Source organism: Streptomyces johnsoniae (genome assembly GCF_031845565.1).
Taxonomy (GTDB): domain Bacteria; phylum Actinomycetota; class Actinomycetes; order Streptomycetales; family Streptomycetaceae; genus Streptomyces; species Streptomyces johnsoniae.
Genome location: NZ_JAVREV010000015.1, coordinates 153,363 through 167,671, shown reverse-complemented (window position 1 = coordinate 167,671; position 14,309 = coordinate 153,363). Strand labels below are relative to the sequence as shown.

Genomic DNA, 14,309 nt, shown 5'->3' with positions numbered 1-14,309 from the left:
TACGCGCAGCAGTGTTGCGTCCTTGGGCCGCTCAGCGGCGGTTCGTTTCGTCGGCGGGGGTGGCCGGGCTCGCGCCGGCCTCGGGGCTGCCGGACAGCAGGTGGGAGAGCACGATGTAGCTGATCGTCTTGTCGATGAACGGCTCCGCCCGGATGCGTTCGAGCACCTCCTCGAAGTGCTCGATGTCCTCGGCCCTGATGTGCAGCAGAGCGTCGGCGCCGCCGGTCACCGTCATCGCGGCGGTGATCTCGGGGTAGTCGCGGACCACCTCGGCCAGCCGCCGCGGGGGCGTCGCGCTGTGGCAGTAGACCTCCACGTACGCCTCGGTCCGCCAGCCGAGTGCCGTCGGCGAGACCATCGTGGTGAAGCCGGTGATCACCTCGGCGTCCCGCATGCGGTCCACCCGCCGTTTCACGGCCGGGGCGGACAGCCCGATGGCCGCGCCGATCTCGGCGAAGCTGGTGCGGGCGTTGGCCACGAGGGCGGCGACGATCTTGCGGTCGAGATCGTCCAGCGACGCGGGGTGACTTGTCATGATTGGTAGCCCTTTGTTCGGCCGGTGGGCGGTACGGCTAGTCTGCCTGTCATGGTGAATACCCCGGTCGGCGCCGGTGCGGCGCCCGTGCGACGGGCGGCGGCCCCGGCATGCCGCTGAGCGTGCGGGAGCTGGTGGCGCGCCGCGAGTTCCGGCTGACCGTGGTCGCGGGCGAGGCCGGGCTCGACCGGCCGATCACCTGGGTGCACGCCAGCGAGGTGCCCGATCCGACCCCCTGGCTCGAGGCGGGCTCGCTCGTGCTGACCACCGGCGTCGGCCACGAGGACCCCGCCTCGGTCGCGGCGATGGCCAGGCGGCTGGCGGCCACCGGCGCGGCCGGTATCGGCATCGCCGTCGACCTGGTGTACCGGACCGTGCCGCCCGAGGTGGCGGCGGTCGGCGAGGAGACCGGGCTGCCGGTGCTCGTGGTGCCCTACGCGACGCCGTTCGTGGCGATCTCCCAGGCGGTGGCCAGCCGCGTCGCGGGCGAGGAACGGGCCGCGCTGGAACGTGCCCTGCTGGTGCACCGGCGCCTGACCGAGGCGGCCCTCGCGCATGGCGCGGCGCCCGGCGCGGTCCGCGTGCTGGCCCGGGAGTACGGCGGCTGGGCGGCCGTGGTCGACGCCTCGGGCGCGGTCCTGCACGCCGCCCCTGAGGCCGCGGCGGCCGAGGCGGCCGAGGCCGCCGCGGAGGCGGGCGGCCTGCGGAGCCGGGAGGGGCAGTCGCTCTCGTTCGTCGATGCGCGCGGCCACCTGGTGGGGCACGCGCTGGGCACGGGGGCGGCCCGCGGGATGCTGCTGATCTGGCGGCGCGCCGCGTTCACAGGACCCGAGCACAGCGTCGTCGCCGCGGCTGCCTCGCTCGTGACGTACGAGTTCGAGCAGCGCCGCGCCGCCACGGCCCAGGCCAGGCGGTCCAGCGCGGACGCCGTGCACCAGGCTTTGCGCGAGGGCGCGGACCCGGCCGCGGCGCGGCGGCTGCTGTCGGCCTGGGGCCTGGACCCCGCGGCGGTCACCGTGCTGGTGGCCCGCGCCGCCCGCTGGCCGGGCGACGCGCACGACGTGCTCGCCGACCAGGACCTGCCCGTGCTCGCCGCCGCGGGCACCGACGGCGAGACGGTGCTGCTGACCTCAGAACCCGAACGGGTGCTCGCCCTGCTGGAGGACCGCACCGCCGGGGTGGGCGCCAGCGGCCGGGTCGGCGCGGGCGAGCTGGCCGAGGGCCTGCGCCAGGCCCGGCAGGCCCTGGTCATCGGGCTGCGCGAGGGCCGCCAGGTCACCTCGGTGGGCGATCTGGGGGTGATCGAGCTGCTGCTCGCCTCGGCCGAACGTTCCGTGCCGGACGCCCTGGTGCGGCGGCTCATCGACCCGCTGCGGCGCGCCGAGACCGAGCGCGGCATCCCGCTGGTCGCGACGGTCCGCGCGTTCCTCGACAACAACGGCTCGGTGGCCAGGGCCTCCGCCGAGCTGAGCGTGCACCGGCACACGCTGCACTTCCGGCTCGGCGTGGTGGGCGACGTGCTGGACGCGGACCTGGACTCCTCCTACGTCCGCCTTGAACTGGCCCTCGCGCTCCAGGCTCACGCGCTGCGCGGGGACGCCGCCGCGCCCTGAGCCGCCGGCGCCGGGGCCGGCTCCCCGGCGGCGGGCAGTTCGGGCAGGTCCTCGAAGTCGAGGTCTCCCGTCCCGGGGTCGGGGCGGGTGGCGAGGCTGACGCCGACGAAGGCGACCAGGCAGGCGAGCATGCCGTAGGCGACCGGCTCGTTCGCGTACAGGCCGGACACCACCATGAACAGCACGCAGGCCGCGGTCCCGGCCAGGACCCCGGCGACGGCGCCCGCGGTCGTGGACCGCTTCCAGAACATCGCGCCCACCACGGGCACCAGCAGGGCCGCCGCCAGCACGTCGGCGGCGACGGTGACCGCGCCGACGACGGAGTCCAGCGCGAAGGAGAACGCCAGGGCGACGAGACCGACGGCGAACAGGGCGATCCTGTTGGCCCGCACGCTCGCCAGGCGGGCCCCGCCAAGCGGGCGCAGCACGTCGTTGGTCAGCACGGTGGAGGCGCCGATCAGCAGGCCGCTGGCCGTGGACATCGAGGCGGCGAGCGCGGCGGCGATGACGAGGCCGAACAGGCCGACGGGCAGCACGAGCGAGGCGACGGAGGCGTAGGCGTCGTCCGGGTTGTCGAGGTTCGGCAGCAGGGCGCGGCTGGCCGCGCCGATGAGGGCCCCGGCGAGCCCGTACAGCGCGCAGTAGCCGCCGGAGGCCACGGCGCCCCAGCGGGCCACGCGCTCGGAGCGCGCGGTCAGCAGGCGCTGCCAGTTCCCCTGGTCGATCATGAACCCGAAGAAGAACAGCAGGAAGTAGGCGCCGATGGTGCCGATACCGATGCCGGTGGGCGAGAAGAAGTCGTCCGGCAGCTCCTCGCGCATCGTGCCGAAGCCGCCCGCCTCGTGGACGGCCAGGGGCAGCAGGAGACAGAAGATGCCCACGGTCTTGACGAGAAACTGCACGACGTCCGTGAGCGTGATCGACCACATGCCGCCCGCGACGCTGTAGACCATGATCGTCGCCCAGCCGATGAACGCGGCCGTGGTCGGCGTGACGTCGAAGACCACGGTCAGGACGCTGCCGATGCCGATGATCTGGCCGACGCCGACCATCAGGGTGTAGAAGACGACGATGGCCGAGCTCATGACGCGGGAGGAGCCGCCGAAGCGGCGGCCGAGCGCGTCCGGCACGGTGTAGACGCCGCTGCGGAACAGCTTGCCCGCGAAGAAGAAGCCGATCGCGGCGATGCCGAGGGCCAGGGCCAGCACCAGCGCCATGCCGGAGACGCCGTACTGCCAACCGAGGCTGACCCCGCCGACCGTCGAGGCGGCACCGAGGACGACCGTGCTCATGGCCGAGGTGTACATGAACGGGCCGAGGCGGCGCCCCGCGATCGCGAAGTCCTCTGAGGTGCGGCTGCGGCGCATGCCGTAGTAGCCGGCGAGGATCATGACCGCCAGGTACAGCAGGATGACGAGTTTGTCTGCCATATCAGAATTCCCCGGCTTCCTCGGTGTTCGAGCCGGTCACGCCACCGTGCACCACGAAGTGGGCCACGAGGTAGGCGGCGAGGTTGGCGGTCTGGTCGTGCAGGTCGGTGAGCGGGTTGACCTCGGTCAACACCATCGCATCCACGTGCGGAGCGAGGCGCTGGACGAGCGAGATGGCCTGGAACGACGTCAGCCCGCCGGGCTCGTGCGCGCCCGCGCCCGGGGCGTGCGCCGGATCGATGCAGTCGATGTCGAACGCGAGCAGCACCCGGTCGGCGCCGGAGACGTGCGCGATCACGTCGTCGGCGACCGGGTCGGCGCCGCGCCGGTGGATCTCCGCGGCGGGGATGTTGCGCAGCCCGCGGTCGGCGCGGTAGGCGAGCGAGGAGGGAAAGTTGAAGTGGCGCGACGCCAGCTGCACGCTGGCGGAGACGTCGACGGCCGGCAGTTCCGAGGCGCGGCGCATGCCGGAGCTGTGGCTGTGCGTGCCCTGCTGCTCGCTGCGGTCGAGCAGATCGAGGTGGGCATCGAGGTGGATGACCGCGACGCTGCCCGCGCCCGCCTCGGCAAGACCGCGGGCGGCCGGGAAGAGCAGGGAGTCGTCGCCGCCGAGGAGGACCGGAAGCCGTCCGCCGGCGAGCGTGTCGCGGACGCCGTCGGCGGCGGCGGCGAGGGTCGCCTCCAGGTCGTGGGCCACGGTGTGCACGTCGCCGCCGTCGGTCAGCAGGTCCTCGGGGAACGGGTGCAGCGCCGCGTGGTCGAGGCAGTAGATCTGTCCGTTCTCGCGGCGCTGGAGAATCCAGCTCATCGCCTGCCGGATGCGCGCAGGAGCGTAGCGGCTGCCCGGCCAGCCCAGCGTGGCGGCGCCGTCGAACGGGGCCCCGAGCAGGGTGTAGCGGCGATCGGTTCCGGTGGTGGACATGCGGCTCCTGTGAACGGCGAGTGGGCTGGCGCACATCGTGCGGGCGGCGGGGCGGTCCACCTATCGCCCGGATGTCGAACGCGGGCGGGCGCGGCTGGCCCGGTGGGCCAGCGGGGCGCGCCCGGCCGGGAAAACCGCAGCGTGGCGCCGGTGCCGGCGAATGCTCACCGGCCCGTCGGCCCGTGTTGGCTTCTGGTTACTTCCGCGTTTCCGCGGTGTGGCGCGACCGGACTACTAAACCGGTTCAGCGAATTCAGGTCCATACCATTGACGCGGACATGGCGCGCCTTTACGGTCCTCGCACCGGCCCGCGCGCAGGCCCCCCACCGACACCGTCGTCCGACTGGAGGGTCGCTCATGCGACGACTTCGCCCCCCGTTCCCCCCACGCCCCGCGCGCCGCACCCCGCGGCTGCGCACCGCCCTGGCCGTGACCGCGCTGCTCGTGGCAGTGCCGGTGACGGCCGCGCCCGCCGCGGCGGGCGCCGCGCCCCAGGCCCGCCCGGCGTTCGCCCCCGCGACCCCGGGGGACGTGCTGGCCTTCCTCGACCGCATCGGCGGCAGCGCGACCGTCACCGGCCAGCACAACAAGGAGCCCAACTCCTGGCCCTCGCAGTACACCGCGCAGGTCCACGAGATCACCGGCCGCTACCCCGGCCTGTGGGGCGGCGACTTCCTCTTCGCGCAGGCCGACGTCGAGAACCGGCAGACGTTGACCGACCAGGCCGTGACCGAGTGGGCCAACGGCTCGCTCACGACGCTCACCTGGCACGTCTGCCCCCCGACCCGCGGCTCGTCCTGCGGCTGGGACGCCGGAACCGGCGTCATGGACCGCCTGTCCGACGCCCAGTGGCAGGAGCTGATCACCGAGGGCACCGCGCTGAACCGGGCGTGGCTGGCCCGGCTCGACGAGGCCGTGCCCTACCTGCGGCAGCTGGCGGACGCCGGCGTCCCGGTGCTGTTCCGCCCGCTGCACGAGATGAACGAGGCGTGGGCCTGGTGGGGCGGCAGGCCGGGCCCGGACGGCAGCAGCGCGCTCTACCGCATCACGCACGACCACCTGGCGGGCACCCGGGCGCTGGACAACCTGATCTGGGTGTGGAACGTCAAGGACGTCCAGGGCGGCGCGGGGCAGGTCGCCGACTACTACCCGGGCGACGCCTACGTGGACGTCGTCAGCCTCGACGCCTGGATGAACCACTTCCCGCCCACCGCCTACTACGACGCGCTGCGCGGCCTCGCCGGTGACAAGCCGCTCGCGCTCGCCGAGGTGGGCCGCATCCCCAGTCCCGCCGAGCTGGCGGCGCAGCCGGAGTGGACCTACTTCATGGTGTGGTCCGAACAACTGAGGGACCCCGCGTTCAACACCCCGGAACGCGTCCGTGCGACGTATGACGACGCGCGCAGCCTGAGCCAGGGCCAGTTCGGCCTCGACGGCTGACATCCGTAAGCGCGTCCCGGGCGGCGTCCGCCCGGCGGCATCGGCGGGCGCCGCGGCGGGAACGCTTCCCACGGGCCGCGGCGAGCGCGGGCGGCCGGTGCGCGGGAGGAGGGTCGTTCCCGGTGGCGCCGCACGGCGAGCACGCACCGCGGGCCGCGCCCCGCTGCCGACTTCCCTGGTCGTCCGCGCCTCGACGTGAACGCTCCGGTGCGTGTCCCGGGGCGCGGTTCACCTGAAAGGATGACGCGAACGCCGCCGGACAGTGGCGGCCGGTCTCCACCGGAGGAGTTCTCGTGGTCCGCGATCTGTACGGCGTGCGCGAAGTGCCCGGGCCGCAGGACCCCGTTCCGCTGACGGAGGAGGAGGAACGACGCTGCCGCGCCGCCTTCCTCGTCCACATCGGCGAGCAGGTCGCGCGCCAGGGGTGGGCCACGTTCCCCGCTTACACGCCGGCCGAACGGGCGCGGCTGCTGGCCATCGGCCGCGAGCTGGGCGAACGGTGGGGCCGCACCGTCCGGGTGACGGCGGTGGACATGTGCTCGATGCGTTTCACCCTGACCGACGGCATCGAGCCGGACGACGGGCGCTGAGCGCTCCCGCCCGCGCCTCTCGCCCGCGCCTCCCGCCCGCGCCTGCGACCTGCGGCCGGGGCGGTTCAGGGGCCGCCCGCGCCCAGCGTCTCCGCCGCCACGCGCAAGTCGGCGACCAGCCCGCCGTAGACCGCGTCGCGGTCCTCGCCGGCCCGCAGCACCGCGGACGGGTGGATGGTCGCCACCAGCACGCGTTCGCCGTCCGGTAGTTCCAGCGGCAGCGGAACGCCGCGTTCCTTCGTCACGCGGAAGGACGAACCGCGCAGGGCTTTGCCCGCCGAGGCGCCGAGCGCCACGACGACCTCGGGGCCGACCTCGCGCAGTTCCGCGCGCAGCCACGGCTTGCAGGCCGTCAACTCCCGCAGAGTGGGCGGCTTGTGGATGCGCCGCTTGCCTGAGCCTGCGCGCGTGAACTTGAAATGCTTGACGGCGTTGGTGACGTAGGTCTGGTCCGGGTCGAGCCCGGCCTCCTCGACCGCGCGCGTCAGCAGCCGCCCGGCGGGGCCGACGAACGGCTCCCCGCGCCGGTCCTCCTGATCGCCCGGCTCCTCGCCCACCAGCATCACCCGGGCCCGCGGGGCGCCGGCCCCGAAGACCGTCCGCGTGGCGTCCGCGTGCAGCGGGCAGCCCTCGCAGCCCGCGGCGGCCCGCCGCAGGGCGGGCAGTCCCGCCTCGCCGTCCGGGAGGTAGGGCCCGGCGTCGTAGGCGTCCGGGCCGCTCCGCTCGCGCGGTGGCCGCCGTTCCGTTCCACGGCTCGTTCGCTGCGCCATGCGCGGCGAGTACCCCGCCGCCGCGCGTCCTATCCGGGCATCGGCGCGTCCACGGCGCGGCGGAACGCGGCGGAGTCGGCGACCCAGCCGAAGACCCGCTCGATCAGGACGAGCGTGGACTCGTGGTGCTCCCGCCCCTGCGGCTCGCCGGTGCAGTCGGCCAGCAGCACCGGCCGGTAGTCGAGGAACATCGCGTCCCTGACCGTCGACTCCACGCAGACGCTCGTGGTGCAGCCGGTGACGATCAGCGTGTCGACGCCGAGCCCGCGCAGCGTCGCGTCCAGGCCGGTGCCGTGGAAGCCGCTGAACCGGGTCTTCCCGATGACGAGGTCGCCGTCCCGGGGCGTCAGTTCGGCCAGAATCCGGGTGTTCCAGGTGCCGCGGACCAGGATGCGGCCGGTGCTGCCGTCGGGCGCGGCGGTCTCCTGTCCGACGTGGGTGGCGTGCACCAGCCAGTTCTTCGAGTCCCGCGGGCCCATGTCGGACAGGTCGGGCGCGTAGCCGTGCGTGAGGTAGATGACGCGGATGCCCGCCCGGCGGGCGGCGTCCAGCGCCGCGGCGGTGGGCGCGACGGCGGCCCGCACCACCGAGATGTCCCCTCCCCCGGCGTGCACTCCGCCGCCCTCGGCCCCGAAGTCGTTCTGCATGTCGACCACCACGACCGCCGTCCGCTGCGGGTCCGCTGTGAGCGGCCCCGGCCGAGCCTCGATGATCATGTCTGCCCCTCTCGCCAAACTACACAGCACGTGCACTTCTTGGAAAGTACACAGCATGCGCAGTTGTGTGCAAGGCTGAACGCCATGAGCCGCCCCATCCGCACACCGCGGAACGCCAGGAGCCGACGCACCCGCGCGGCGCTGCTGACGGCAGCGAGGAGCCTGCTGGAGGAGCACGGGCTCGAAGCGCTGACGATGACCGAAGTCGCCGAACGCGTCGGGATCTCCCGGCGCGGCGCATACCTGCACTTCGCGTCCCGCACCGAGCTGATGGCCGCGCTGTTCGACCATGTGGCGGACGAGGAAGGGCTGCATGCCTCGTTGGAACGGGTCTGGGCCGCCCCGGACGCGGAGGCCGCGCTGGCGGAGTGGGCCGCGCACCTCGCGCGCTACCACCCCCGGGTCCTGGCCGTCGACCGGGCCATCAGGCGAGTCGGACGGCGGGACCCCGACGCCGCCCGGCACATGGCGCGCGCCGCCGCTTCCCAACTCGCCCACTGCACGCGGCTCGCCGAGTGGCTGGCCCGGGAGCGGCGGCTCGCGCCGCCGTGGACTCCTGAGACGGCACGGGACATGCTGATGTCGCTGATCTCCACCGACATGGTGGAGACCCTGCTCACCGAACGCCGGTGGGCGGCCGAGACGTTCGGCGAAGGGCTGGCCCTTCTGCTGCACCGGACGTTCGTCCGCAGCCCGCAGCCCGCGGCAGGACAGGGGCTAGTGGAAGCTCACGCTGTAGGAGCCGTCGGACGGCACCTGTCCGGATAACGCCGTCGGGGTGGGTGAGGGAGACGGCTCCGCTGTCACCTCCGCCTGCTGGGACGGCGCCGGTGCGGGACCGCCGCCCTCCTCCTCGCCCGGGGCCGAGAACGCCCCGCCGATGAACGCCGCGACCACCGCCGCGCTCCCGCCGATGAATGCCGCGCCCAGCGCCGTTACCACGCCCGACGAGCGCTTTTCGCCATCCCCCGCCACGTTCCACCCCCTCGCCCTCCCGGCCATGACGACGACGTTACTGCCCCCACGCCCCTCCACACCATGCCTTCGCGCCTTCTGTGGAGAAAATGTGAGGGCACGCCGATCGGGCCGACGCCGGACAGCCGCGGCCCACCGTGCCTACGGTGGGCGCGAGCCATGCCGACGGTCCGCGATCTCTCGAGGAGCAACCACCCGCATGAACGACACCAACGAGTACGACGTCATCGTCATCGGCGCCGGGCCGACCGGCGAGAACGTGGCCGACCGGACCAGCGCCGCCGGCCTGTCCACCGCCATCGTCGAGGCCCACCTGGTCGGCGGCGAATGCTCCTACTGGGCGTGCATCCCCAGCAAGGCACTGCTGCGCCCGTCGGCGGCGCTCGGCGCGGCCCGCGCGGTCGGCGGCGCCAAGGAGGCGGTGCGCGGGCCCCTCGATGTGGCGGCGGTCCTGGCCAGGCGCGACGCCTTCGTGTCCGACTGGCACGACGACGGCCAGGTGTCCTGGCTGGAATCGGCCGGCATCGACCTGATCCGCGGCCACGGGCGGCTGGACGGGCCGCGCCGGGTCACGGTCGAGGCATCCGACGGCAGCGTGCGGCAGTTGACGGCCCGGCACGCCGTCGCCGTGGCGCCCGGCAGCGCGGCGAAGCTCCCCGGCCTGCCAGGCGTCGCGGAGGCCAGGCCGTGGACCAGCCGGGAGGCGACCGCCGCCAAGGCGGCGCCGGGCAGGCTGGCCGTCGTCGGCGGCGGCGTGGTCGGCGCGGAGATGGCGGCCGCCTGGGCGGCGCTCGGGTCCGAGGTCACGCTGCTGATGCGCGGGGAACGGCTGCTCCCGCGGATGGAGCCGTTCGCCGGGGAGTTGGTCGCGGAAGGTCTTGCGGAACGGGGAGTGACGATCCGTCCCGGCACGTCCGTCACGGCCCTCGCCCGGCCCGGCGGGTCTGGCCCGGTGACGGTGTCGCTGGACGACGGCGGGCGGATCGAGGCCGACGAGGTGCTGTTCGCCACCGGGCGCAGGCCGCTGACGGACGATCTGGGCCTCGGGTCCGTCGGCCTGGAGCCCGGCTCGTGGCTGGAGGTGGACGACGCGCTGCGGGTGCGGGGCGTGCCGGACGGCTGGCTGTACTGCGTGGGCGACGCGAACGGACGGGCGCTGCTGACGCACCAGGGCAAGTACCAGGCCCGCGTCGCGGGAGCCGTGATCGCCGCCCGCGCCACGGGCGAGCCGGTCGACGGCACGGCGTGGGGACCGCACGCGGCGACGGCCGACTCGGCCGCCGTGACGCAGGTGGTGTTCACCGAGCCCGAGGTGGCGTCGGTCGGGCTGACCGCGGCCGAGGCGGAGCGCGCGGGGCGCCGCACCCGCGTGGTGGATTACGAACTGGGGAACGTGGCGGGCGCGTCCCTGTTCGCCGACGGCTACCGGGGCCGCGCCCGGATGGTGGTCGACCTGGACCGGGGGCATCTGCTCGGCGTCACCTTCGCCGGGCCGCAGGCGGGCGAACTGCTGCACGCGGCAACGATCGCCGTCGCGGGTGAAGTGCCGGTGGACCGCCTGTGGCACGCGGTCCCGGCGTTCCCCACGGTCAGCGAGGTGTGGCTACGGCTGCTCGAAACGTTCCGGGGCTGATCCCGGCGGCGGCCCGCGCCGCCTCCCAGACGGCGGGCCCGCCCGCGACCGGCCAGGCGCGGGTCCTGCCGCGCTCGCGCGGCACCGCCGCGTCGGGGCCGAGGGCCAGTACCAGGCAGGGCGGGTCGGCGCCCTCGGCCAGGGCGGCGACGGCGCGGTCGTGGCCGTCGAGCAGCAGGTGGCCGTCGAGGCCGCTGACCCACCACAGCAGCACCGGCGCGAGCGTCCCGTCCCGCGCGTGCTTGCGGTACGCCTTGACCCGGCCCTCGTCCTGGCCGCCCAGCGGGCGCAGCGGAACGATGCCGTGCCAGCCGTCGAACCAGTCGAGATGGGCGGCCGGCCAGTCCGTGACGAGGTCGCCGCGCCAGCAGTAGGGCGGCGGCCCGGCCTCGTCGAGCAGCCAGCGGCCCGCGTGCAGCGGCCCGTTCCCCGCCGCGGCCAGCCGGGTGCGGAACACGTGCGCCCAGTCGGGCTTCCGCCGCATCACGGCCGCCCGCACCGGCGGCAGCGGCGAGACGTAGCCGGGGCAACGGAACAGCGACACCCCGTAGTTGTGCGGATCGACGCGGCCGAACAGCAGGGGCCTCGCCCCCTGGCGCACCAGCAGCCTGCCGCCGTCCGCGGTCTCGATCCGCAGACCCGGCCCGCCTGACGCGTCCCATCGGAGCATGCGCCCAGCGTAGGCCGGTACCCTCGGCGGACGACGGGCACGAGACGAGAGGGCGGCACGTGGACGAGGACAGGCGGCGCACGCCGATGACGGACGCGGAGATCGAGGCGGCGAGCGTCGGGGAGCCCTCGCGGGTCGACGGCCGCGTCGGCATCGCCGACTACGACCCGGCGTGGCCGGCGGTGTACGAGCAGGAAGCCGCGCTGGTCGGGCAGCGGCTGAACGGGCTGGTGCGGCGCCTGGAGCACGTCGGGTCGACCTCGGTGCCCGGGCTCCCCGCCAAGCCGGTCATCGACATGCTGCTGCTGGTGCCCGACCCCGCCGACGAGGCCGCCTACGTGCCCCCGCTCACGGCCGTCGGCTACCGGCTGGCCGTGCGGGAGCCGGAGTGGTACGAGCACCGCGTCCTGCGCAAGCAGGACCCGGCGCCCGCCGCCGGGGCGGTCAACCTGCATGTGCTGCCCGAGGGTTGCGCGGAGGCCGGCCGAATGTTGCGCTTCCGCGACCGGCTGCGGGCACACGCGGGAGACCGCGAGCTGTACGCCGCGACCAAACGCCGCCTCGCACAGCGCGAGTGGACGTACATGCAGCACTACGCGGACGCCAAGTCCGAGGTGGTGGAAGCCATTCTCGCGCGCGCCCTGCACGGCGCCGCCTGACGCCGTACGCGGGCGTGCGGCGTCAGGCGGCAGCCTCCAGCACCTCCCGTAGCCGCTGGGCATCGGGGACGCCGCTGACCGCCGCGTACACCGACCGGGCCCGAGTACGGGTGAGGCCCTGCCGGTGTGCGGCGGGCAGCTCGTCGTACGCACGACCCGCGATACGGGCGGCCTCGCCACGTTCACCGTTGTGTGCGAGGCAGGCCGCCCGGTCCAGAGCGATCAGGCTGCGCGTCATCACGCTGGGGCGCCGGGACAGTTGCAGAGCCCGGTCCTGTGACGCGTACGCACGCCGGGTCTCGCCGAGGAGGGTGAGTGCCTGCGAAAGATGGACGTGGTGCTTCTGCTCCGGGTAGCCGAACCACGTATCGGCGGCTTGGTCGCTGGGCAAACGGCTCAGGAGCCCTTCGGCCTCGTCGATTGCGCTCAGCGCCGCCGCTCGGTCACCACGAGCCGCGTGTGCACGGGCCGCCACAACGGTGACCAGTGCGGTGGCCGCGGTGGCCCGTCCGGCGGCCACTGCGCGCGCCTGCTCGGTGATCTGTCCGGCGACCGCCGCGGCCCCGAAGTTGAGCGGCACCATCGCCTCGCGGCCGAGCACCCAGGCGTGCAGGTCGCGGTCCCCGCTCTCCGCTGCGGCACGGCCCGCGGTATGAAACCAGCGGGTGCTTTCCCGGTGCGCCCCCATGTCGTGGAGCACGATCGCGGTCATGCCCGCCATGTGCGCGGCGATTCGGCACAGCCGGGTACGGGCGGCAACCGTGCGCGATGCTGCCAGCAAGGCGGACACTTCCGCTGAGGTGTTCGCGGCCTGGGAGGCGGAGGTGGCGCACGCACGGCGGGTCGAGGCGGCGGCGGAGTCGCTGGAGGTGACCGGGCGGCACACCAGAACCGGCGAGACGGTGTCGCTGCGGTTGGTGATGCTGCACCTGATCCACGAGTACGCGCGGCACAACGGGCACGCCGACCTGCTGCGCGAGGGCATCGACGGAGCGGTGGGCGTCTAATTCGCTTCCGTGGCGCGGGCGGTCGCGGGTAGCGTCCGCGGTGTGAGGTGAATCCCCCGGTGGCCGCGTCGTGCGGCCACGGACGTCGACATGGATCAGGCATCCGTGGCCCGCCGGGCCGCGGACACATCGACGTGGAGTTCTCACCGTGGAGTACGACCTCACCCCCGGCGCCGACGCCGAAACCACCCTGGCCGCGTTCCTTGCGCGTGCCGAGGCCGATCCGACCGTCCTCGGGGTGGTCCTGTCCGGCTCGCGGGCCCATGACGGCATGCCGACCGTGCGCTCCGACTTCGACGTGCACGTCGTCACCGGCGACGAAGGGCCGTCCGCCTTCGACGCGTTGGACGGTTACCGGTCGGACCAGCTGGACCTGGTGGTGCTGAAGCTCGCCGAGTTCCGTAGGCGCGGGCTGCCCGGCGACCCGCAGAGCTGGTCCCGTTACGCGTACGTGCACGCGCGGGTGCTGGCCGACCGCCTCGGCGGGGGCATCGCGGACATCCTCGACCGGAAGCGGACGCTGACGGCGGCGGAGGCGGCGGAGCAGGCGGCCGGCTACCTCGACGCGTACATCAACCAGGTCTACCGGTCCCTGAAGAGTCACCGCGACGGCCGGGGCGCGCTGGCGCACTTCGACGCGGCGGAGAGTGTCCCGTTCGCGCTGGAGGTGCTGTTCGCGCTGCACGGCCGGGTCCGGCCTTACAACAAGTTCCTGGAGTGGGAGCTGTCGCGCCGGCCGCTGGGGCGCGGCTGGGCGGCGGAACGGCTGCTACCGCGGCTGCGCCGCATCCTCGCCGACGGCGATCCGGCCGCGCAGCGCGGCCTGTTCGCGGATGTCGAACGCGCGGCCCGCGCCGGCGGGCACGGCGGGGTCCTGGACTCCTGGGGCATCGACCTGGAGTTCCTGCGGCCCTGAGGTCCTGGCCCAACGTCCTACCCGGCGCCGGTCATGTACTCCTCGCACAGCTGCCGCAGGTAGTCGTCCCAGATCGCGTCGCCGATCTCGCAGTCCTCCGGGCGCAGTTGGGGCCCGGTCGGCTCGGCGGGCGGTTCCGGGGGCGGGGGCGTCTCCGCCGCCGGGGGCGGTGTCCGCGTGGGCTCGGGGCTCTGCGGCGTCGGCTCCGGCGGTGGCAGGGGGGTGGTCAGGTCTTCCCTGGGGGACGGCTCGGTCAGCTCGGACTCCGGCTCCGGGGCGGGCGGGGTGTCCTCCCGGGTGCGGACGGGCCGGGGGCCGTCGCCGTCCGGTGGCGCCGGCTCTTCGGCGCCGCAGGCGGTGGCACCCAGCAGAACGACCAGCGTCGCGGCGCTCAACATCCTTGTCCCAGTGGTCACTTGGCCCCTCCGGCTGC

General features: G+C 74.3%; 15 protein-coding genes and 1 pseudogene. 8 read left to right on the top strand and 8 right to left on the bottom strand.

The window, feature by feature from the left end:
• Positions 1-31: 31 nt before the first annotated feature.
• On the bottom strand, positions 32-535 hold the full coding sequence (locus RM779_RS24900) for an Lrp/AsnC family transcriptional regulator (RefSeq protein WP_311619981.1): 504 nt from the start codon (positions 533-535) through the stop codon (positions 32-34).
• A 110-nt stretch (positions 536-645) separates the two neighbouring features.
• On the opposite strand from RM779_RS24900, the gene RM779_RS24895 reads away from it, so the two are divergent.
• Complete coding sequence (locus RM779_RS24895) at positions 646-2,148, top strand: PucR family transcriptional regulator (RefSeq protein ID WP_311619980.1); 1,503 nt, start codon at positions 646-648, stop codon at positions 2,146-2,148.
• Here the strand turns inward: RM779_RS24895 and RM779_RS24890 are convergent.
• Entirely contained in the window at positions 2,115-3,578 is a 1,464-nt protein-coding gene (locus RM779_RS24890) for a sodium:solute symporter family transporter (RefSeq protein WP_311619979.1), read from the bottom strand. The genes RM779_RS24895 and RM779_RS24890 overlap by 34 nt on opposite strands.
• A gap of 1 nt (position 3,579) precedes the next feature.
• On the bottom strand, positions 3,580-4,500 hold the full coding sequence (locus tag RM779_RS24885) for an arginase family protein (RefSeq protein ID WP_311619978.1): 921 nt from the start codon (positions 4,498-4,500) through the stop codon (positions 3,580-3,582).
• A gap of 357 nt (positions 4,501-4,857) precedes the next feature.
• Between RM779_RS24885 and RM779_RS24880 the strand changes: the two genes are divergently transcribed.
• Both RM779_RS24880 and RM779_RS24875 read left to right on the top strand, forming a co-directional pair.
• Positions 4,858-5,940: a glycoside hydrolase family 26 protein gene (locus tag RM779_RS24880; protein ID WP_311619977.1), complete on the top strand. Its 1,083-nt coding sequence runs from the start codon at positions 4,858-4,860 to the stop codon at positions 5,938-5,940.
• Positions 5,941-6,233: 293 nt separating this feature from the next.
• Positions 6,234-6,530, top strand: a complete 297-nt coding sequence (locus RM779_RS24875; protein ID WP_311619976.1) for a hypothetical protein — start codon at positions 6,234-6,236, stop codon at positions 6,528-6,530.
• A 65-nt stretch (positions 6,531-6,595) separates the two neighbouring features.
• Here the strand turns inward: RM779_RS24875 and RM779_RS24870 are convergent, their stop codons facing one another.
• Together RM779_RS24870 and RM779_RS24865 are read right to left on the bottom strand one after the other, a co-directional pair.
• On the bottom strand, positions 6,596-7,300 hold the full coding sequence (locus tag RM779_RS24870; protein WP_311619975.1) for a UdgX family uracil-DNA binding protein: 705 nt from the start codon (positions 7,298-7,300) through the stop codon (positions 6,596-6,598).
• Positions 7,301-7,329: 29 nt separating this feature from the next.
• Positions 7,330-8,016: a cysteine hydrolase family protein gene (locus RM779_RS24865; RefSeq protein ID WP_311619974.1), complete on the bottom strand. Its 687-nt coding sequence runs from the start codon at positions 8,014-8,016 to the stop codon at positions 7,330-7,332.
• A gap of 84 nt (positions 8,017-8,100) precedes the next feature.
• On the opposite strand from RM779_RS24865, the gene RM779_RS24860 reads away from it, so the two are divergent.
• Together RM779_RS24860 and RM779_RS24855 are read left to right on the top strand one after the other, a co-directional pair.
• Positions 8,101-8,784: a TetR/AcrR family transcriptional regulator gene (locus RM779_RS24860; protein WP_311619973.1), complete on the top strand. Its 684-nt coding sequence runs from the start codon at positions 8,101-8,103 to the stop codon at positions 8,782-8,784.
• A gap of 406 nt (positions 8,785-9,190) precedes the next feature.
• Positions 9,191-10,624: a dihydrolipoyl dehydrogenase family protein gene (locus RM779_RS24855; protein ID WP_311619972.1), complete on the top strand. Its 1,434-nt coding sequence runs from the start codon at positions 9,191-9,193 to the stop codon at positions 10,622-10,624.
• On the opposite strand, the gene RM779_RS24850 is transcribed toward RM779_RS24855, so the two are convergent.
• Positions 10,581-11,294 carry a hypothetical protein gene (locus RM779_RS24850; RefSeq protein ID WP_311619971.1) on the bottom strand — a complete coding sequence of 238 codons (714 nt, stop codon included), beginning with the start codon at positions 11,292-11,294 and terminating at the stop codon, positions 10,581-10,583. The two genes, RM779_RS24855 and RM779_RS24850, sit on opposite strands and share 44 nt — an antisense overlap.
• Positions 11,295-11,353: 59 nt before the next feature.
• On the opposite strand from RM779_RS24850, the gene RM779_RS24845 reads away from it, so the two are divergent.
• The gene (locus RM779_RS24845) at positions 11,354-11,953 is read left to right on the top strand and encodes a GrpB family protein (protein ID WP_311619970.1); all 600 of its coding nucleotides are present in this window, start codon (positions 11,354-11,356) and stop codon (positions 11,951-11,953) included.
• A 22-nt stretch (positions 11,954-11,975) separates the two neighbouring features.
• Here the strand turns inward: RM779_RS24845 and RM779_RS24840 are convergent, their stop codons facing one another.
• Positions 11,976-12,665 (bottom strand): hypothetical protein, encoded by a 690-nt coding sequence (locus RM779_RS24840; protein WP_311619969.1) that lies wholly within the window; start codon positions 12,663-12,665, stop codon positions 11,976-11,978.
• 61 nt (positions 12,666-12,726) lie between these two features.
• Here RM779_RS24840 and RM779_RS24835 point away from each other — a divergent pair.
• Positions 12,727-12,960, top strand: a pseudogene (locus RM779_RS24835) (mycothiol transferase); the annotation flags it as partial.
• A gap of 148 nt (positions 12,961-13,108) precedes the next feature.
• A complete protein-coding gene (locus RM779_RS24830; RefSeq protein WP_311619968.1) occupies positions 13,109-13,876 on the top strand; it encodes a hypothetical protein in 768 nt (255 codons plus the stop codon).
• Positions 13,877-13,893: 17 nt separating this feature from the next.
• Here the strand turns inward: RM779_RS24830 and RM779_RS24825 are convergent, their stop codons facing one another.
• Positions 13,894-14,292, bottom strand: a complete 399-nt coding sequence (locus RM779_RS24825; protein ID WP_311619967.1) for a hypothetical protein — start codon at positions 14,290-14,292, stop codon at positions 13,894-13,896.
• Positions 14,293-14,309: the final 17 nt, after the last annotated feature.

What these genes read in the sequence shown, in the direction of transcription:
- RM779_RS24900 (WP_311619981.1), bottom strand. Translation starts at nt 535, where the DNA reads ATGACAAGTCACCCCGCGTCGCTGGACGATCTCGACCGCAAGATCGTC.
- RM779_RS24895 (WP_311619980.1), top strand. Translation starts at nt 646, where the DNA reads ATGCCGCTGAGCGTGCGGGAGCTGGTGGCGCGCCGCGAGTTCCGGCTG.
- RM779_RS24890 (WP_311619979.1), bottom strand. Translation starts at nt 3,578, where the DNA reads ATGGCAGACAAACTCGTCATCCTGCTGTACCTGGCGGTCATGATCCTC.
- RM779_RS24885 (WP_311619978.1), bottom strand. Translation starts at nt 4,500, where the DNA reads ATGTCCACCACCGGAACCGATCGCCGCTACACCCTGCTCGGGGCCCCG.
- RM779_RS24880 (WP_311619977.1), top strand. Translation starts at nt 4,858, where the DNA reads ATGCGACGACTTCGCCCCCCGTTCCCCCCACGCCCCGCGCGCCGCACC.
- RM779_RS24870 (WP_311619975.1), bottom strand. Translation starts at nt 7,300, where the DNA reads ATGGCGCAGCGAACGAGCCGTGGAACGGAACGGCGGCCACCGCGCGAG.
- RM779_RS24865 (WP_311619974.1), bottom strand. Translation starts at nt 8,016, where the DNA reads ATGATCATCGAGGCTCGGCCGGGGCCGCTCACAGCGGACCCGCAGCGG.
- RM779_RS24860 (WP_311619973.1), top strand. Translation starts at nt 8,101, where the DNA reads ATGAGCCGCCCCATCCGCACACCGCGGAACGCCAGGAGCCGACGCACC.
- RM779_RS24855 (WP_311619972.1), top strand. Translation starts at nt 9,191, where the DNA reads ATGAACGACACCAACGAGTACGACGTCATCGTCATCGGCGCCGGGCCG.
- RM779_RS24850 (WP_311619971.1), bottom strand. Translation starts at nt 11,294, where the DNA reads ATGCTCCGATGGGACGCGTCAGGCGGGCCGGGTCTGCGGATCGAGACC.
- RM779_RS24840 (WP_311619969.1), bottom strand. Translation starts at nt 12,665, where the DNA reads ATGACCGCGATCGTGCTCCACGACATGGGGGCGCACCGGGAAAGCACC.